Origin of the sequence: Stygiolobus sp. RP850M, assembly GCF_037389295.1 — an archaeon.
In the GTDB taxonomy this organism is placed as follows: Archaea; Thermoproteota; Thermoprotei_A; order Sulfolobales; family Sulfolobaceae; genus Stygiolobus.
Genome location: NZ_JBBHKU010000050.1, coordinates 14,128 through 33,727 on the forward strand (window position 1 = coordinate 14,128; position 19,600 = coordinate 33,727).

Annotated in this window: 18 protein-coding genes and 1 pseudogene; 12 read left to right on the top strand and 7 right to left on the bottom strand. The window is 37.3% G+C overall.

The genetic code is table 11. The features are described 5' to 3' along the window. Window positions 1-26: 26 nt before the first annotated feature. A complete protein-coding gene (locus tag WIW52_RS05675; protein WP_337709175.1) occupies window positions 27-1,025 on the top strand; it encodes a zinc ribbon domain-containing protein in 999 nt (332 codons plus the stop codon). A 311-nt stretch (window positions 1,026-1,336) separates the two neighbouring features. Here the strand turns inward: WIW52_RS05675 and WIW52_RS05680 are convergent, their stop codons facing one another. After that, entirely contained in the window at window positions 1,337-2,500 is a 1,164-nt protein-coding gene (locus WIW52_RS05680) for a family 1 glycosylhydrolase (RefSeq protein WP_337709177.1), read from the bottom strand. Window positions 2,501-2,650: 150 nt separating this feature from the next. Between WIW52_RS05680 and WIW52_RS05685 the strand changes: the two genes are divergently transcribed. Together WIW52_RS05685 and WIW52_RS05690 are read left to right on the top strand one after the other, a co-directional pair. Further along, entirely contained in the window at window positions 2,651-4,612 is a 1,962-nt protein-coding gene (locus WIW52_RS05685) for a serine/threonine-protein kinase (protein ID WP_337709178.1), read from the top strand. 32 nt (window positions 4,613-4,644) lie between these two features. Then, a complete protein-coding gene (locus tag WIW52_RS05690) occupies window positions 4,645-6,012 on the top strand; it encodes a dihydrolipoyl dehydrogenase (protein WP_337709179.1) in 1,368 nt (455 codons plus the stop codon). A gap of 17 nt (window positions 6,013-6,029) precedes the next feature. Here the strand turns inward: WIW52_RS05690 and WIW52_RS05695 are convergent, their stop codons facing one another. Beyond that, window positions 6,030-6,602 (bottom strand): hypothetical protein, encoded by a 573-nt coding sequence (locus WIW52_RS05695; RefSeq protein WP_337709180.1) that lies wholly within the window; start codon window positions 6,600-6,602, stop codon window positions 6,030-6,032. Between the two features lie 241 nt (window positions 6,603-6,843). Here WIW52_RS05695 and WIW52_RS05700 point away from each other — a divergent pair, with 241 nt between their 5' ends. Then, window positions 6,844-7,269 carry a hypothetical protein gene (locus WIW52_RS05700; RefSeq protein WP_337709182.1) on the top strand — a complete coding sequence of 142 codons (426 nt, stop codon included), beginning with the start codon at window positions 6,844-6,846 and terminating at the stop codon, window positions 7,267-7,269. A 100-nt stretch (window positions 7,270-7,369) separates the two neighbouring features. Here the strand turns inward: WIW52_RS05700 and WIW52_RS05705 are convergent, their stop codons facing one another. Beyond that, complete coding sequence (locus WIW52_RS05705) at window positions 7,370-8,002, bottom strand: hypothetical protein (RefSeq protein ID WP_337709183.1); 633 nt, start codon at window positions 8,000-8,002, stop codon at window positions 7,370-7,372. A 116-nt stretch (window positions 8,003-8,118) separates the two neighbouring features. Between WIW52_RS05705 and WIW52_RS05710 the strand changes: the two genes are divergently transcribed. From WIW52_RS05710 to tenA, 5 genes and pseudogenes are all read left to right on the top strand, one after another. Next, window positions 8,119-8,679 (top strand): zinc ribbon domain-containing protein, encoded by a 561-nt coding sequence (locus WIW52_RS05710; protein WP_337709184.1) that lies wholly within the window; start codon window positions 8,119-8,121, stop codon window positions 8,677-8,679. Between the two features lie 93 nt (window positions 8,680-8,772). Continuing rightward, a pseudogene (locus tag WIW52_RS05715) lies at window positions 8,773-10,208 on the top strand (MFS transporter). Window positions 10,209-10,405: 197 nt separating this feature from the next. After that, window positions 10,406-10,762, top strand: a complete 357-nt coding sequence (locus WIW52_RS05720) for a hypothetical protein (RefSeq protein ID WP_337709186.1) — start codon at window positions 10,406-10,408, stop codon at window positions 10,760-10,762. A gap of 68 nt (window positions 10,763-10,830) precedes the next feature. After that, window positions 10,831-11,439 carry a trimeric intracellular cation channel family protein gene (locus tag WIW52_RS05725; RefSeq protein ID WP_337709188.1) on the top strand — a complete coding sequence of 203 codons (609 nt, stop codon included), beginning with the start codon at window positions 10,831-10,833 and terminating at the stop codon, window positions 11,437-11,439. A gap of 874 nt (window positions 11,440-12,313) precedes the next feature. Beyond that, window positions 12,314-12,979, top strand: coding sequence for a thiaminase II (gene tenA / locus WIW52_RS05730; protein WP_337709189.1), 666 nt, complete (start codon window positions 12,314-12,316; stop codon window positions 12,977-12,979). A 2-nt stretch (window positions 12,980-12,981) separates the two neighbouring features. On the opposite strand, the gene WIW52_RS05735 is transcribed toward tenA, so the two are convergent. The 3 genes from WIW52_RS05735 to WIW52_RS05745 all read right to left on the bottom strand — a co-directional run bounded on the left by WIW52_RS05735 (window position 12,982) and on the right by WIW52_RS05745 (window position 14,842). Then, window positions 12,982-13,305, bottom strand: a complete 324-nt coding sequence (locus WIW52_RS05735) for a hypothetical protein (RefSeq protein ID WP_337709191.1) — start codon at window positions 13,303-13,305, stop codon at window positions 12,982-12,984. A 61-nt stretch (window positions 13,306-13,366) separates the two neighbouring features. Continuing rightward, complete coding sequence (locus WIW52_RS05740; protein WP_443295561.1) at window positions 13,367-13,675, bottom strand: hypothetical protein; 309 nt, start codon at window positions 13,673-13,675, stop codon at window positions 13,367-13,369. Between the two features lie 756 nt (window positions 13,676-14,431). Next, a complete protein-coding gene (locus WIW52_RS05745; protein ID WP_337709192.1) occupies window positions 14,432-14,842 on the bottom strand; it encodes a hypothetical protein in 411 nt (136 codons plus the stop codon). 145 nt (window positions 14,843-14,987) lie between these two features. On the opposite strand from WIW52_RS05745, the gene WIW52_RS05750 reads away from it, so the two are divergent. Next, entirely contained in the window at window positions 14,988-15,671 is a 684-nt protein-coding gene (locus WIW52_RS05750) for a peroxiredoxin (protein ID WP_337709194.1), read from the top strand. A 48-nt stretch (window positions 15,672-15,719) separates the two neighbouring features. Here the strand turns inward: WIW52_RS05750 and WIW52_RS05755 are convergent, their stop codons facing one another. Continuing rightward, window positions 15,720-16,232: a zinc ribbon domain-containing protein gene (locus WIW52_RS05755; RefSeq protein WP_337709196.1), complete on the bottom strand. Its 513-nt coding sequence runs from the start codon at window positions 16,230-16,232 to the stop codon at window positions 15,720-15,722. Window positions 16,233-16,496: 264 nt separating this feature from the next. On the opposite strand from WIW52_RS05755, the gene WIW52_RS05760 reads away from it, so the two are divergent. Further along, a complete protein-coding gene (locus WIW52_RS05760; RefSeq protein WP_337709198.1) occupies window positions 16,497-18,062 on the top strand; it encodes an ammonium transporter in 1,566 nt (521 codons plus the stop codon). Between the two features lie 154 nt (window positions 18,063-18,216). After that, window positions 18,217-19,599, top strand: coding sequence for a TldD/PmbA family protein (locus WIW52_RS05765; RefSeq protein ID WP_337709199.1), 1,383 nt, complete (start codon window positions 18,217-18,219; stop codon window positions 19,597-19,599). Window position 19,600 lies beyond the last annotated feature (1 nt).

The window sequence follows — 19,600 nt, forward strand, 5'->3', positions numbered from 1 at the left end:
AATAATATGTTGTTTTTATTTATCGTATGGTTAAGTATTGTCCCAGATGTGGATATCCAAATAACGACGAGTTCTTGTATTGTCCCAGATGTGGATATCTTCTTGTAACTTTTCCACAGCAAAACACACCAACCACTATGAAATTTGACAATTCTTCTTCTCAGACCGTAAACTTTTCCTCTCTAATTCAATGTCCTAGATGTGGTACTCTAAATGTTCCTCATGCTAACTTTTGCAAGAAGTGTGGATTTCCTCTAAAGCAACCACAACAAGCACAGAGCCAATCACTTCAACAACCGACAATATCTTATCAGCCACCACAACAAACTCTTCCCCAAGTACCTCCCCCACCTCTGCCAGTTAATACTCAAGATCCTGCTTCATATCAAGAGAGTGTAAAAACTACTAAGAATAGGAGGAAAAAGGTCGTTAAGGCAATAATAGCCGACGTCGCTGTCGTATCTATAGCACTATTACTCCTTTCAGTTGTGTTACCGTATTTCTTCGACATAATTTTACTTCCACCTCTTTACATACCTCCTCCTGCTATCTCAGTGCACAATCTCACCAAATTCCAGTTGGACAGTGTACTAGGTGCTTCTGGTTGGTCAATAATTATGAACACTAGTAATTTATCTACAATATATTATTACGTCATAGGTCATCAAACTTCGTCTGTGCAAGGGGTAATTGCAGGTAGTTTAGTTGAATATAGTAACTCTGAAGTTAACGTTTATTCCATCTACCTTAATGCGTCTACTAACCAGGCTGCACAAAATATTGTGGCATATATAACATCTAATGGGCTCTATTATTCTTCTCCTAACACATTAAAATATACTACCCTAGTTAATGGATATACTGTTTATATAGCAAAAGGCGGAAACTTATTAGTTGGTGTTACCGCTTTCGGAAATTGGGTAGTGATGGTGCTAATATATTCCTCTCCTTCAATTATGTTAAGCTATTCTAACTTGCAGTTAAGCTCTTTAATCGCCGATATGGAAGTAACTAAAACTTTGTAAGCCGTGTTCCTTCGTTATAATTCCTTCCATTATTATAATAGGCATAAAAATAAGCTACGTTCTTAATTCATTAAAAGATGATCGCTAGTTCTCAAGTTAATTTTAGATTGTTATAAAATAACAGTTTTAGAGTTTCCTAAACTTATTAGCTTGTAGGGGATAAGGAGCACTAATCTGGTATTGCCTCAGTTGTTACTTGTTGCAGAAGAAGGCTGACTTGTAAACAATGTAATTATTAAGCTAGAGAAGGGAGTATAAATAATTTTATCGTGTAATAATTATTTTCTTATCATCTCGTCTCTTGTTTTCACTCAAATATTGGAGTAGATTTCCACCAACTCTTTGAACAAAAATGCACTCGGTCTGGGTCTAAAGTCCAATTCAAATAAGCCGAACTTCATTTCATAGCCAAAGTTCCATTCGTAATTATCTATTATAGACCAGTACATGTAAGCCTCTACTTTAACCCTGGAATTTTTTATTGCCTCCATATGTTGAAGAAGGAAGTTTGGTCTTAGTTTATCCTTGGAATCGGCTATTCCGTTTTCGGTAATATATATAGGTTTGTAAAATCGACTTACTTTTCTTAATACTTCTTCTAAGCCTTTAGGATATAATTCCCATCCATAATCCGAGGTCGGATTACCGTCTAGAGAAGTTGAGTTAGGTTGGCAAAATACACCATATCCCTTCTTAGGGCTTCCGTTTTTATCATAGGCTATTCTTGAGTAGTAATTCACTCCTATCCAATCCACTTTGACCTTCTCTAGGAAGGAATAAACAGCTTCTTCCATTCTGTCGTTTCCCTGAACATATGGAAAGTTGTAGACAAGCCCTACTTTTAAGCCCTTAAATTCATCATATACTAAGTTATGAGCTGTTATAACGTTTAATAACGCTTTCTGATAGGCAATTTTGCTAGTTACACCCGGAGGGAATATTCCGCTAAGATAAGAGAAGTTAATCAGTATATTGGGTTCGTTAAAAGTGCACCATAAATCAACATATTCTGAATAAGTGTCACGGATAAACTTTGCAAAGGTTAGGAATTTTCTTACGGTGTTCTCGTCGTACCAACCCAGTTTTCCTTTGGTAAGAAGATAGTCGCGTGCGATAATGGGCTGATGTATCCATAGAGGAAGGTCGAAGTGATTTAAGCAAAGAATGATTGTAAACCCCTTGTCTTTTAAGTCTTTCAAGATTTCCTTGTATTTATTGACAGTTTCGATATCTATTTTATCTTCTACTTTAAAAAGCCTACTCCAGCTAGGGTTAAACCTCCAAATACTCGCATTAAGTTTTGAGGCTAAATCGTGTATAACGGAGTACTTTGATAAGTAAGCATTCATGTAAGGTAAGTAGGGAACCACTTTACCCGTGGATAAATTAACGTCGTCGGTTAACCATTCGTACCAGTCTGAATTTGTGTTTGTCTCTTCAAACTGAAAAGCTGACGTAGAAAATCCGAATTTCACAAATTATAAAAACGTTCATAATATTTAACGTTTTAAAATTACTCGACTAAAGTTAAGGAAGACAGTGAAAATTTTCTATTTAATAATGTACTCAGTTCGGCTATTTTACCATCGCTTAATTTTTTATGACGAGTAAAAGTATTATCTACTATGCCTTACTATAATAGAAGACTAATCAAAGCGTCCATTGTCAGTATTTCCACCCCTATAGTATTGCTCTTGCTTTTTCAGTCGTTTTCCTTTCTATATGTTACATTGTTAATATTGACGTCATTGATTTCTATATTAGCATCTTTTAATCGTAATCTAACGTATATAGCCTTTACACTATCATTTTCGGTATCACTTCTCTTAATTATTTCATCGGGGAACACGAGCATTTTAGGGATTCCTTTTCTGTCTGTGCTACTTGCAGTAATATTAGGTTTACCCGGTTTAGCGATACCATGTGCTTGGGAAGTTATTACTATTGCTTCAGCCCTAGTGGCTTACGAGCTGTCCTCTTATGAACCGTTAATTAATGATTTCACATTGCCATTACTATCGTCTGCATTTACTACTTTAGCCTTTGCAAATATAATCGCAGCTAGCGGTAAAGGCTATCCTATAGTAATTTTGCAAAAGGGTATACCTGATAGTTTTCAGTGGGAGATAGAGATTAACGGTGTTGTCAGAAAAGTCACCGGACGAAAGCTGGTGTTGAACGAGAAAAGGGTAGAGTTTTATCTCTGTCCCTCCTTCGTGCAAGGTAAATACTATTTGCCAGACAAGATAAGTGGGAACGTGAAAGAGGGGAGAAAGATTGAAATTAATTTCGTTACCAGCGGTACAATACCATACGATAAGTATCCTCACTGTTTTGCTACCTTTTTAGTAACGGGTCTTCCTTCCAATATCCAGTGGAGCGTTAACGTAGGAGGTTATGATTACGTTTCGAGTAGTTCAGCGTCTCCTATCTTAGTTCCTATATTGGGCTCAAAAAACGCTCTGTGGAAGGCGAAAGAGATCAGAATAGGTGAAGTAGTTTTTAAACCTAATGTAGAAAGCGGAATAATAAACAGAGGAGAAAAGATTATTATACCATACACAAGCGTTGTAGAGCCTAAGAGGCCCATTATATTGCCTTCTTTGGATAAGTGGGATCCAAGGATTTGGGTCGGTAATGATATCTATGGTTATAATGTTCTTTCCGTCCTCGGGGTAGGGGGAAACGGGTACGTTCTAAAGGCTGAAAAGGACGGAACATACTACGCTATAAAAGTATTAAGTATGAGAAATGAGTCTTCACAAACAAGGGCACTAAGTTTCTCATCTTTTGATGACTTATTTCGTGAGTCGGAGAACCTGAAAGAGTTGTCTAAGAACCCACGGTTTGTGAGAATTTACGGCATATATGTTGATATAAATAACATTACATCAGCCTTAAGGGGGAACAGTGAAGCCTACTTCAAATATCCACCTGCAATAATTATGGAATTTATGGAAGGTGGTACTGCCGCAGATCTGATAAAGACTCAATTGGTTAATTACCCGCAATGGCCCATAATTGTTAAGTTAATTATTAGGGAAATAGCTATGGCTTTGAGCTTTTTACACAAAAACGGGTACGTTCACTTAGATGTCAAGCCTCAAAATATATTTTTCGCAAAAAAGGTTGGAAACCAAGTGGACGAGGTCTTGAAGAATCTAACCGTAGTAGGTAACGTGAAGTTAGGTGATTTAGGGTCTGCAGTAAAAGCCGGGCAAAAGTTTAACCAAGCAACTCCCGCTTATAGCCCTCCAGAGCAATTAGAAGCGATAGTGTTGGGAAAAGGGGCGAATCCGTCTATGGACGTATTTTCCTTAGGGATTACAGCTTACTATCTCCTGACACTACATAACGATAACCCTGCAATTCCCTATCTTAATAAAGCCTCTGATCTGTTTATCAGTGGTAGAATAAACGAGGCACTGGGTTACATTAACCAAGCTAAGGTTGTTCTAGCCTCTTGGCGCCCTCAATTGCCTCCTAATACTCCTCAAGAGCTTGTTAACGTTATTTACGGTTGTATAAGTACCGATTTCACGAAGAGGTATACGAGTGAACAAGTCGCTTATCTTCTCTCTAAATGATTTTTTAAACACATACGATTCTACATACTTTTATGGAAACAGATGTAATAATAATAGGGGCGGGTGGTGGAGGATATCCGGGTGCATTCAGACTAGCCAGATCTGGGTACAGAGTAGTAATCATAGATCCTAAAGGAGAACTAGGAGGTAACTGCCTTTTTTCAGGGTGTATCCCGTCAAAGACTATTAGAGAACTAGCACAGATAGTCTGGAGAAATAACCGAATTCTGAAAGCTAATTTAAAACCGGACTTCTCCCTAATTCAGGATCACAAGGATCGTGTTCAGGAAATAAGGTATATGCAGCATAGAGAGGAATTAAAGGAATTTAAAGACAATATAGAGCTAATAAGAGGAAAGGCAAAGTTAATAGATAATAAGACAGTAGAAGCCGAAACCGAAAATGGAATGATCGAGGTTAAGGGTAGGTACTTAGTTATATCTACTGGAAGTGAACCAGTTAAACCGAAATTCCCTGGGTCTGAATTCTCGATAACAAGTGACGATCTTTATGGCTACAAAACGTCCTTGAGAAGACTTCCTGGTGATATAACAATAGTAGGAGGAGGTTACATTGCACTCGAGACTGCTACCATCCTTAAGGCGTTAGGCTACAACGTTAGACTGCTAGTAAGGAGCGATAAAGTACTCAAGGGTTTCGAAAGCGAAATAGTAAACACGTTATTACCTCTATTAGGCTTAGAAATAATGTATAACTCCCCTATCCTAGAAATCAAAAAGATAGGGGAACAAGAGTTTGAGGTCTTCTATAGTGACGGTAAGGGGAATAAGAAGAGTTTAGAAACTGGACTAGTTATGCTTGCTACGGGTAGGAAACCCGTTTTACCCGAGGGTGCTGGAGGAATTTTAGCACTAGATAGTAAAGGTCATATAAGTGTCGACGACTCCATGAAAACAAACTTACCTAATGTCTTTGCAACTGGTGATGTCAATGGAAAGGCTCCATATTTTCACGCTGCTGTAAGGATGTCGATTGCAGCAGCTTATAATATTATGAGTAATGGCACGCCAGTGGACTACGTGGACTTCAAGAGTATTCCAGTAACTATCTTCACAATTCCGCCAGCTTCTTACGTAGGAATTATGCCTTCCGGAGCAAAAAGAATGGGGATCAGCTTCGTTGAGGCTTCTTACGAGTTAAAGAATGATCCTATGGCACAAATGTATGACGAGATGGGCGGAGTTTTAAAACTTTACTTTGAACGTGGTAGTTTGAGGTTAATAGGGGCCTGGATCGTAGGTGTTCATGCAGGGTTTGCTATTAACGAGTTAGGACAAGCTGTAGCCCACGGATTGACAGCAAGGGATTTGGCTGAATTCGCAGACCAACACCCTACGACGAATGAACTTATAGCGTATACTGCAAGAAAAGTTCTATGACTTTTTTTTAAATACTTTTAAAAAATTCTCCTTGAAGCGTAAGAATATCCTATCTCAGATTTAAGACCTTCTTTGTACGCTACATAAGAGATTACATACCCAATGCCGAGTGCTATAGCTAGGATGGCTATTACGTCTATAATGGAAAAGTCACTGGAATCTATAGCTCTCCTTATGCTTTTCCAAGCTGAAAGGAAGCCCGTGATATATTCCCACGCATCTGCTATAGTTGCAAAGGCGTTATAAACGCTTATTATTCCAGCAGTCCAGCTTCTTCCCCTTACTGTGGCTACAACGCTTAGGGTTGTAGCTATTACTCCCCACATTATTATTGCTAGTCCGAAAAATAGGAAGTCGAATCCTAAAATGAATGTTGTAGTTGATATTGAGATGTAACCTAAGTATGCTAGTATAAATGTGATTATTGTCGCGATTACATAACTTACTGGCAAGAATCCTCCCAAAAAGAATACTAAAGTTCCTAATCCTTTTCTGTAACTGGATATTTTCCCCGCATTATAACTGTTCCATATAGAGATTGCAAAATCGAAGATTAGTATTAATATTCCTATTATTAATCCTATATCCATGAGTAGTCACTCAATATTCTTACTTTAAAAGTTATTCGAATAATTTAAACCTAGTTGAGAATCTTGCAAAAGTTCATTTATAGGTTATGAGAATCCTTCTAGAGTTTGTTATAATCTAAATATAAGTGTGGAGCTATAACACTTAAATAATTACGTAGGGTTCAGCAGTTCGTCATGAAAGTAAGTTGCTAAGAAGTCACTTCACGAAAGTTAAAAACCTCCATAAGGTAAATTAATCATAATGACTATCAGGGATGAAATTACGTATGCCATAATAAGCTACAACGACTTTATTGTGTCTTATTACAGACTAGAGAAAGGCGATCTAAGATTGTCAGCATTTAGGGCGTATAAAGCAGAGAGGAGGCTGTTACATTCATTAGCTATGCGCCATAATCTTCATAGAAAAGATATAAGGTGTGCAGTGCCAAAAAAGGAAATGTTACAAGTATCGAAACAGTTGGATAAAATTTATCGCAATATATATCAGTTTACGGAGATGGCTCTATCCTTATTCGAACAATATAAAGAAAACAAAGTGGATAAAAAAAGTATAATCTTACTTCTGGTCTCGTTAAACTATGAATGGGTTTCACAATATCTCACGAAGGAACAAGTTGATAGAATAAAGATGATTAAATGCCGAATGATGAAAGGTTTAAAATAACAACTTAAATGGAGAATATCGTTAACTTAGAGATAATCTGGTTGTAATGAAATTAGCTCTTGTTAAGGCATATCTCGCTAAAATATCTTTGTATAAAATGCTATAAGTTGTTCGAGGTCGTTATAAGCTGAAGAATAGACAGATATTGATATACAGTTATGTTAAAGCTAACGGTTTTAACTATAGTTAGGACGGATAGATTGGAAGTTTGGTTAGAGTAACCAACCCAATAACTTGAATTTCCAACCCAATAGAAAGGTCCTTCAGTGCCGCTGAAGCCCTGAGTACTTGAATAGATCTCGTAAGGGACTTGGAAATTAGGTTGAGTATAATAAGCCTTAATTATAAGTAAAGTGGTTTTGCCACTGTAATTATCTTCATAAAAATACACGAAAGCCTTGGTAAACTCGATGACATCACGATTATTAGAACTATTCAGAAATATTTCTCCTAAATTTGATTTGAGGAAATTATTCCTTTCTAAGGTTAATGAAGTCCCGTTAGAAAATGTAATTACAAACATAGAGTCTTGTCGAGATACTACAGCACTAACAACTTGAGTCCAATTACCTTGCGTAATTACGTTAAGTGCGCCGGTGTTAATAGACGGTGGAATTGGTACTGAGATAAGCGTCGGGGCTAAGAATAACGTCGATATCATAACTAGAATGGAAATTACGAAAGAGAGTACAATATTTACTGTATTCTTGCCACTACTTGTTTTATAGCTCATTTTTATACTATCTAATCGTCTTAGCTCTAACGCTAATAAATATTAAGTTTTGACAATATTTTCTCCTTGCTGTATTCGGATAAAGTTAATAGATTTGAAAATAGGAAATTTTGTTAATGAAGAAAGTATTTCAAGGTGTAAATGTGAACCTTCAAATGTTAGCTGTACAGCTTTTTCAGTGGTTTAGTTTTAAAGGGTATCAGTCTCAGTATTACGGTGCAGGGAATTACTATATAGTTCAGGCTAAAAAAGAAGGTTTTTTGAGACATTTTTTTGCTGCGGATAGGGCTTTCACAGTCAAGCTCTTTGGTGGCCAGGGATACCTTGAAGCAGAAACGGGAGTGGCTAACTGGGTGAAAGCTGAAGACGTTACTGAGGCATTCTTAGGTGACTTAATATTAGGACCTGTAGGACTCTTAGTAGAAGCTGGAGAAGGACTGTGGAATATCGAGATAGAGCATGAAATCATGAAAGAGATAGAGAGGCTTATAAACAGTGGTGCCGTAAGTACTATGCCACAGCCTGGCTATCAGTATGGGTATCAGACCACAATGCCTTATTATGCTCAACCTTACACTCAACCCTACCAGTTTAACCAGGTCAAAGTATGTCCTTCATGCGGATATCGGAACCCTGGAAATGCTAGGTTCTGCACTAATTGTGGAAGTCCATTATAATTTTTTATTTTTAATAAAAATTTGAAATAAAACTAATTAAAGAATAAGTTAGTAGTCAGAAGATAATTTAAATATATACGTTAAAAATATTGTATGGTATCAAACAGAACACTGCTTCTATTGGTTGTAGTATTAGGTGTATTAATGGGTGCTGTGGATTCTACTATAGTCATCTTAGCACTACCTACAATCGTGACAGATCTTCATTCTAATCTCTTCACAATGATCTGGGTTATATTAATTTATTTATTAGAAGCTGCTGTGTTAACTACCCAATTAGGGAGACTAGGAGACTCTTATGGAAGGGCTAAGGTATACAACTCAGGTTTCATTATCTTCACTATCGGTTCTGCCTTGTGCGGAGTATCTCCTTCAGCGTATTTTCTCATCGGCTCTAGAGGTATTCAAGCTCTGGGAGCCTCTATGATGCAGGCTAATAGCGGAGCGATTATTTCAGACCACTTTCCTCCTAATGAAAGAGGCAAGGCCTTCGGTTATACTTCAATAGGTTGGAATGTAGGGGCTGTGTTAGGAATAGTGCTAGGTGGAATAATAACAACGTTGATAGGATGGAGATACATATTCTACATTAATGTCCCTATAGGTGTTGTAGCATCCCTTTTAGGGTTTAGAGTAGTGAAGGACGTAAATAGGGTAAAAAGAGACGTTGATGTATATGGGGTCATCCTCTTCGGAACGGCGTTATCTCTGATAACTTACGGAAGCGCTGACATGGCGGGCGAAGGATTAGCGTTAAAAAATGAGATACTAATATTAATAGGATTAGGACTTCTATTTCCCTTTATAGTGATAGAAAAAAGAGCTAAAGCCCCGCTTATAGACTTTAGTGTCTTTAGAAATAGAGTCCTTACAACTTCTTTATTGGCATTGTTTTTCCAGAGTACGGGGTACTTGTCTACAGCCTTTTTGTTAATCATGTTTTGCAAGGAATAAGGGGCTTATCTCCTTTGAACGCTTCTTTATTGCTTGTCCCGGGATATGTAATAGCGAGTATGGTAGGTCCTTTAGCTGGTAGACTTTCGGATAAGATTGGGGCTAGAACTCCTGCCACAGTAGGGATAGGTTTGATGACATTAGTATCGTTCCTTTATTCCTATACGTTAAATTTAGACACTCCTCTAATCTATATCGTAGGCTTATCCGTTATAGGTGGGTTAGGTTCTTCTCTTTTCTACCCAGCTAACAACAGCTCAGTAATGGCCAATACACCTAAACACTCTTATGGTAGTATTTCTGGTATGTTAAGGACTTTAAGCAACACGGGTATCTTAATGAGTTACGTGATCTCGATTACAGCGGCATCCCTTACAATTCCGCGTTATGTAGCTTTTCAGGTCTTTCTGGGCACTTCTGACCTTATAGGTGGTGTAGCTGGCAAATTTATAAACGGTTTACATTCCGCGTTTTTAGTGTCTGTAGGAGTACTCGTAGTTGCGTTAGTGTTATCGGCCGTGAGGGGTAAGGAAGTAAGGACTACTCAAGTTGATGTTGCAAGGAGGGCAAATTGATAAATCCCTTCTATTGCTCCCTAATAATTACTTTAACTTTTATTAGTTATTACAAAAATAACTATATATTCCAAAGATAGAAAATATAAGATAAAAGATTAAACAAATTAAAAATACCCCTAGCGAAATTTAATCCAGTATTCATTTTGAACACTCTTTAATTTAACTTTATATAAGGGTAACTGGAGTATATTAGTATGCCTTTTGGAGTAGAGGAAATCGATGAAATACTTAGAACATTATCCGTGGATAAGAGAAAACTAATATCAAGACGAATTCCTAAATCAGTAATTCGTGATTACGGTAAATTTTTCAGACTAATGTTAAATTCAATTCCTTTCAAAACTATAATATTCGTAGTACCTACTAAAGAAGATGCTGAAAATATTGTTAGGGTCTTTAACAGAATCTTCCCTGACAGAGAGGTGTTAGCTTTTGCAGCAGAAAGTAATACTAACGAAATACTAATGTTAGTACAATTAGGACAAGTCAATGAGAAGGCGAAGGACCTAGGAATAGGAGACAGAATCAACTTAACAATTCGGGATAACTAGAATTTAAATCGACGAGACGATATAGAAAGCTCTTTAAACTCCGATAATTAGTTAGTGAATAGACCTTAATGAACTTGGTACTTGATGCCACCAATTACATTGGTATTGTAGCTTTTTCTGTTTCTGGTGCAATTAAAGGGATTAAGAAAAACATGGATCTTTTAGGTGTACTGGTGTTAGGCTTCTCTACAGCGTTAGGTGGTGGAATAATAGCAGACTTACTCCTCGGCAAAACTCCTCCTACCAATTTAACGTACTTGCCTTATCCTACTGTTGCCTTACTATCAAGCTTGTTCACATTCGCGTTCTACAAGGTCTTTTCTCATGGTCAAAAGCCCTTACTTTATGCTGACGCTATAGGTCTAGCAGCTTTTGCAGTATCTGGTTCTTCTCTGGCATACTCGGTTTCTGAAAACGTGGTATTAGTAATTACTGTTGGGACTATCACAGCTACGGGTGGTGGTGTAATCAGGGATCTTCTCTCTAACGAAGTTCCCATGGTACTTACTAAGGACTTTTATGCTACAGTAGCTATTCTAGGCTCAGCAATTTACTTCTCTCTGAGACAATTAGGATACTCGGATCTCGTAACGACAATAGTAAGTTTCACCATTGCTCTGGTAATAAGGGTTATGGCAATAAGGAATAAATGGGAGTTGCCCAAAATTAAGCTTTAGATTAAGTAAAGTTCTATTGTCTTTCCTTTTATCCCTTTTTTCTTATTATTTCAATAATTCTTAGTTAGAGCTTTTAAGGTTTATTTTCTATTTAGTTTTTAAGACTATATGAGCATTAAGTACTTCTATTTTTTAATAATATCTATGAGATACAAGAATTTCATAGGTTTAATTATTTATAGATTATGAATACACATTACTAGATCAGACGCTCAACTAATTTTTCAAAATCATAAAATTTTTACATCAATGTTTCTATTGTAAAGTAGTAGTGATATTGTTAACTCTAGAGTCTACCTACCTTAAATGTTACGGCTTATATTTCCTCTTACTGACCTATTTTCAAAAATTAATGTGGTAACAATATTTAATTCGTAAAACCTACTCACTACAAGAAATATTTGATTATTATTACGAGATCTGAGCACAAACTCCCACTTCCAAAAGAACTTCATAAAAGCTTATTTCCCACGATGGTTCTGTTATACCTATGTTAAGACGTGGTTTAGTTATGGAGTGATGTAAGCCCCGTTAATTTGTGCAGTTAAGTCGCAGTTAACTTTACACTGTATTATATAGTTCCTATAAAGAGAACAATAAAGACGTCACTTCCACTTGAAATAAGGGTAAAGACATTCATAACGTGATTTGAAAGTAATACACACCTTGAGTATTCCTTGGTCTCGGATGTTGGAAGATATAACCAAGACATCTAAACTCCTTCTAATAAAAATAAATGAAAAAGGAGAGAAATTGTGGCAATTTAATAAACATAGAGCTAGAATAACGAATTTATTACACTCACTTTAATGAGATTAACAATGCTCTAGTTTAACTGAAAAAAGAAAAATAGGTGAAGAATGATGGTAATAATATGAGGTCTGACGAACTCTGGTCTGGCATAAGAGACGTTTATGAAGGTATCCTAACTCACCCTTTTATAAAGGGTCTCACAGATGGCTCTTTACCTCTTGAAAAGTTTAAGTATTATATTATTCAGGACTATCATTATTTGAAGGAATTCGCTAAGGCATTAGCCCTCCTTTCCGCTAAGGCTGAGAAATCAGAGGAAAGAGAGTTATTCGCAACTCACGTAACTCACGCTCTCGATGCGGAGAGGGTGCTTCACCAAGGATTTACAAAAGAGTGGGGAATAAACCCCGAGGAATATGAGGTCTCGCCTACTAACCTCTTATATACGTCCTATTTAATATCTGTAGTATACTCGAGACCCTTTTATGAGGGGGTAGCAGCAGTTCTCCCTTGTTATTGGATATACATGGAGGTGGGAAAGGAGTTGAAGAGGATGGGCAGTGCTAACAAGTTTTACCAGAAGTGGATAGACACTTATGGCGGAGAGGAGTACGAAAAGGGAGTCAGAGCTGTTATTCAAATCATAGATGGATTTGAGGTGACTAAGGAACAAGAGGAGAATATGATGAGGCATTTCAGAACTGCTTCGATATTTGAGTACATGTTCTGGGACTCTGCATATAAGCTAGAGAGATTTCCCTTTAACTTAAAAAGGGCAGGGTATTAGGCTTACTGCTTTTGTTGCTCTTCGTCTTTTCCTCCTAACTTTTTCATTTCTCTAATAGGTCCCTTCATTGCGTCCTTTATTCCTTCAGTCAGCGTCCCAGTTACATCTTTAGTGTGGTTTATAGCTTCCTTCACAGTCCCTTTAAACTCCTTTTCCGCTTCTTTCCCTACTTCCATTGAGGCCTTTACTACGTCTTTCCCTACTTCCATTGTATCTTTAGTTACACCTGCTGCTGCAGACATTGACGCTTTTCCGACTTCTTTTCCAGTCTCTATCATCTCCTTCACGTTTTTCTTCATTTCATCCATTAATTCTTTCCAAACCATATGATTATTTAGAATTTACTATATTAAAAATTTTTTCATCAAAATGAAAAAACATTTTCATTTACTCAAGGTCTTCATAGGAATCCGTTTCTTCAGGATTTCTCTTTTTATACTCTTCATAAGCTCTCTGGTTCAGCTTAGGGTACTCGTTGACGTGTCTCTTGTAAGCTTCTATGATTCTATACGCTATGTCTAACGCCTCTTGGTCTGTCAACCTAATTACCTTGTCTCCTTTGTCATCTGCTATGCGTACAAAGAAAGCACCGTCTACTACGCTAGTATCTTTAATAATGGGTGGTACTTCGTCGATTGAGATCCACACTATTCCTCCATCGTTTTTCTTGTGTACTTTTCTTACAATGATAGCCATGAGTTACAATCACTAGAGAAAGTTATAAAGCATTACTGTATTAGTAGCTCCGTCGTTTTTCTTGTCTGAACATTACAGCTGAATAAGTGTTAATCGTAAATATATCTTTACCTTAATAAGAACTCTTTGATTTACAAAATGCGGTACGCTTTTTATTTCTGTCCTTTACATCACTTACATATAAAACTCACGGCATTCATATGTAGAAAGGAGATCGTATATATAGGGTAATAACACTGTAGATAATACCCAGTAAGTTTGACCAGTTTGGGCTAGCCCACGATTGCTATATCTTATTAGTATTAAATATTCTACATCAATATATATACATAAAAAATATATTATTTTACAAATAGTATTTATGAAATTGTAAATACGCGATATCCTAATTCATTCCAAGAATTCACTTTGTCTATAGTTTAGAGTGAATTCTATTAAAAGATAATAGTTAGTATTTAAAAAGATATAAAATAACTGTTAAAATAGATTAGATTTACATCTTAAATAAGATAAGTCTTTAGCATTAACTTTGAAGAAAAATAGAATTCGTTATGGTATTTCCCCACTTTCGTATTATCCGTTAGAATTACTCCTTTGGGCTATCTCCGGTCAGCTAAATCTATATAGAAATAATATCTGTAACATTTTAAAAATCCGCTATATTATAAATTAACAATCAGGTATTTACTCGTTTGAAAAAAGATTTTAATTATCTTAAATTTTTATTAAATGTTAATTTTTAATGTTGGAATTTAATCATAATGTCTTGGTACCATTAACGTAGATTTGTAATGATCCAGTGTAGGATTTTATAGGTGCCTTTATAGTCAAGGTGAAGCTCATACTCTGTCCGTGGTCTATTGTGGTTGGTAAGGATGGCGATACACTCAAAAGAGTGAACGGAGCTGATACGTTAATCCCGGTTATTTCAGTGGGTAACAAGCCGTTATTTGCCATAGTCAGCGTTATAACAAAGGTTTGACCGCCGTGGAGAGTTAAGGAAGAGTTACTATACGACGTGTGGATCGTATTGATCAGGAAACTGTTCTGGTATTCCACGTAAATGCCTTGTACGTTAACGGTGTAGAAGTACCCGTTACTGTAGAGGTAATATGTAGCACCTGCCAATATCAGTAGGATTACGATAGCTACTATAGCTCCTTTCATTTCAGGGTGTTATTACACTCCTCTTTTATTAAGATTGTTCATAAGCCAATCTTATAAAGAAGCTTTAAATCGGAATAACTTCAAATTAGAAATAATCATAAATTTTAAATAGTACTAAGTCTAATTTAATGTAGGTAAAAGAAAAATGGAAGAAGAATTTAGAATGCCTTTAATAGGTGAAAAGTTTCCTGAACTAGAGGTTGAAACAACTCATGGAAGAATAAAGCTACCAGACCAATACAAGGGTAAATGGTTTGTGTTATTTAGCCACCCTGGAGACTTTACACCCGTATGTACTACCGAGTTCGTGTCTTTTGCTAAAAAGTATGAAGAGTTTAAGAAGTTAAATACAGAACTAATAGGTCTTTCCGTAGATACTAATATCAGCCACATAGAATGGGTTAACTGGATAGAAAGTACTCTGAAGGTGGAGATACCTTTCCCTATAATAGCAGACCCTATGGGCAGAGTTGCAAAAAGACTAGGAATGATTCATGCCGAGTCATCCACATCTACAGTAAGGGCAGTATTCATGATTGACGACAAGAGCACAGTGAGGCTTATAATGTATTATCCCCTCGAGTTGGGAAGAAATATTAACGAGATCCTGAGGAGTATAAAAGCTTTACAGTTAATAGACAAGACCGGAGCTGTTATGCCGGCAAATTGGCCTAAGAACGAGATAATTGGTGATAACGTGTTGAATCCTCCTCCAAGAACTGTTAAAGACGCTAAGCTGAGGTTAGGGCAATATAAAGGCTATGCATGGTGGTTAACTTACAGAGAAATAGATAAGAAGGAAGCTGAGGAGACAGCTAAATACATCTGAACGATTAAACAAAAAGAAAAATATTATCCCCGCCTTTATTTAATTTCTTTACACTAACTTTGTTCCGCAATTTAAGCAGAACTTAGCTCCGGGTGGGTTCATATATCCGCACTGGGGGCATCTTATTTGTGTTTGAGGCATTGGCTGTTGAGGTGTTGGTTGTCCCATTGGTGATTGCATCGTTCCAGGCTGTGGTCCCATTTGCATTCCCATGGGCATTTGCATGTCAAAGAGACCGTCGTTTATCTGTTTATCTATGTTACCGAATAATCTTCTGTTAATCAATTCTCTACCAATGGGTCCTATATGCTCTTCTTCTACAATTATGGTGAAATCGTTAGGATAACCCTTAACCCTTACAATTACGGTTTCTACGCGGTGAAAATGTCCTCTTTTTATAGCCCTTATCTCGTAATCCGCATATTGTGGCATAGTTGGTTGTATCATTCCCATTGATAATTGTTGGACTTGGCTTTCCCAACCTTCGCTTAAGAACAGGTTATTTATCTCTTGGACTAATAACGGTATATTTACGTATCTCCCTGTATATGTTTTTTGCATAGTATAACTCTATTTTCACATGATTATATTGGTTGCTGTTATTAGGATTTGGAAACGGCATTCTGAGAGGACTTCTTATAAGGTTTAAACTTTTCAATGAGAATTTTTTTAGATAATACATTTGAAATAAAAAATATTCATAAAGTCCAACTAGTTTATAATTGACAATATCTTAACTGTTTTCTTGTTTGTCAATAAAAAATTAAAAACTTTAAGTGTAAATCTCAGAAATGTTTAAAACCAATTTAAGTTTAATAGGTTTTGATGCCTAAAAAGGTCTGGTTCGATGAAAAGGGCTTAATTAAGTTAACAATAATCTTAAGTTTAACAATTTTAGTAATAGCTTTTTCACATTCGTCTTCAGCACAAACCACTAGCAATATTACAGCTGAAATTCAATCTTTAAACCAATCCATTTTAGCTTTAGAGAATCACACTGCAGACTATCCTTCTGCAGCGGTACCATCTTGGCTTGACACCGGAAGTAATGCGTGGATGCTCACGGCGGCTACATTCGTAGGTCTTCAAAGTGTTCCTGGTGTTGCACTCTACTATGCAGGCCTTTCTAAGAAGAAGTACGCTGTTAATTCCGCTTTAATGGTGTTTTATGCATTTGCTGCTGTCCTAATAGTTTGGATGATCGCTGGTTATAATGCAGGTTTCGGTTATCCTGCATTTATTCACGTTGGAAAATACGGTATTTTGGGTTATCCGTTACCGGCTTGGTTAGGTAGTTATGAAGCTCACCAGACAGTCTTCGGACCAGGGGGTGCTCCAGTTGATATACCTACATCGACCTTCATATTTTTCCAGTTTGTCTTCGCTGCCATAACCCCAATATTACTCGCTGGTGGTATTATCGAAAGAATGAACTTTAAGGCATGGATGGTGTTTGTACCTCTATGGTCTTTACTGGTTTACAGCCCCGTAGCGTATTGGTTATTCGCAGGAGGTTGGCTAAACCAGTTAGGGGCTGTAGACTTCAGTGGAGGTTATGTAATTCATGTAGATGCTGGTGTGGGTGCTCTAGCTGCTGCATTAGCTGTAGGTTCTAGATTAGCTAGTGAGAGAAAGTTAGAGGCTCACAGTTTACCTTTAGTCTTGGCAGGTGCGGGGCTTATATGGCTAGGATGGGACGGATTTAACGGTGGTGACCCCGGAGGAGCTACAATAGATGCTGCGATAGCTGTATTAAACACTAACATAGCTACTGCAGCAAGTGCCATAGCATGGATGCTTATGGATATGAAATTCTTCAAGAAGCCAACGTTAGTAGGTGCTACTTCAGGTGCAATCACTGGTTTAGTAGCTATAACGTCAGCAGCAGGATACGTGAATGGTTGGGAGGCAATGGCGATAGGAATTGCGTCTGGAACGGTACCATGGCTTGCCTTATACAAATTAGAGCCTAAACTAAAGGTAGACGACACATTAGGAGTCTTTTCCACACACGGGATTGCTGGAATACTTGGTGGTTTACTTACTGGTGTATTTGCAGACCCTAATGTCACACAGTACGTAGATCCAGGCTTAACTGGTGCACTCTATGGTAACTGGTACCAATTGGCTGTTCAAGCGTTAGGAGTTGCAGTAGTATTTGCATATGATTTCACAATGACGTTCGGTCTGTTGAAACTCATAGGTCTGTTCATACCGCTTCAAGCCAAACCCACTGAGCTTGCTGTAGGAGATTACGCAATGCACGGTGAGGTGGCATACTCCGAATTATTAGCAACCTTACCTGAGTCTGCTAAACAAGAAAAAGAGGAAACAGTAGAAGCGAAAGAAGAAGAAATAGAAGCGAAAGAAGAAGAAAAGGAAAAGAAATAAGTTAGTGTTAGATAATTTAAGTAAAAATATAGTAATTAAAATTAAATAAATAATAACAATAAATCTTTTTAAGACCTTATCTGTTTTCTATTATATCTATTTGTGCTTTGCTTTATTACTTTAGATTTTTAGGTTTAGGCATATTAGTTATACTATGGAGTATTTGCTACGAAATTTTTCAACCTTTAAGGAGATAGAGCTCAGATACCAATCTAATTCTTATCTTAATATAGCGATAGTTAATGGAAAACCTAGTGGTCTTTACAAATGGTCTAAAAGAGGGTACAGTGTTAGGGCTTTTGACGGTTCATCTCTTCTATTCTCTTCTTCACCTACTCCTGAAGGTCTAGAACTAAAAGGTTTACGGTTTAGGAGTTGGGAGAAAGGAATTTCTTCTGATAAAAGGGTTGGCGGAGAGTATTCAGTAAAAGAGAAAATAAAATTAGACAACATATCGACTGAAGAGAAGGTCAAACTCTTAGTAGACCTCTCTAAATTAATCTACTCAGATAAGAACCTTAAGTCTAAGGTTGTCTCAGTTAATTTCTATTACACGGAGTCAAAGGAGGAAAAGGAGATAATTTTTGAGGACGGTGTTAAAGTAAAGGGTTATGTGCCTAGGGTCAGTCTGTACTTTTCTATAACGTTGAAGAACGGCGAAAGATCCGCGACTATTGCTAATGGAGATCTAGGAGGTAGCGGAGGGTTTGAAATCGTTAAAAATTGGAACCTTGAGGAATTCCTCCTGAGCACTTTGGAGTCAGTTGATAGAGTTCTGGAAAAAGGAAAAGCGGTAACGCCAAGTAGAAAAGACGTAATCCTGAGTAATCAGTTAGCGGGGATAATTGTCCATGAGTCCGTAGGTCATCCCTTCGAAGCGGACAGGATTTTAGGGAGGGAGGGAGCACAAGCTGGGCTGAGTTATTTAGTAGGGAAGAATTTCGGAGAGAAGATAGCTAGCGATAAAGTCACTGTAATAGACGATCCTACGATCTACGGTAGTTCTGGTTACTACCTTATAGATGACGAGGGGATAGAAGCAAGACCTAAATATCTCATAAAGGAAGGAGTAATTAATGAGCTTCTTCAGGATAGGTTCTCTGCTTATAAGTTCGGTGTTAACAGTAACGGATCTGCAAGGGCTTCAGCGTATGACAGAGAACCCCTAGTAAGGATGTCGAATACGTTCTTTAAACCTGGCGACTTTACTTTTGAGGAGTTGATAGAGGACGTAAAGGATGGGGTTTACTTCAAATCTTATATGGAGTGGAATATTGATGATTTGAGGGTAGGGGAGAGATACGTAGGGCTTGAGGCTTATGAGATTAAAAACGGGGAGATTGGGGAGCCACTTCTCTTCCCCGTTTTAGAGACTACTACTTTTGAGCTTCTGTCTTCGATAGACGCGGTGGACAATACTCTCTCCTTTTATAGAGGGACTTGTGGGAAAGGGGACCCTGATCAACCGATCCCCGTGTGGTTTGGTGGACCTAACATGAGGGCGAGGAATATAACCGTAAAGGTAAGGGGTGAGTAAC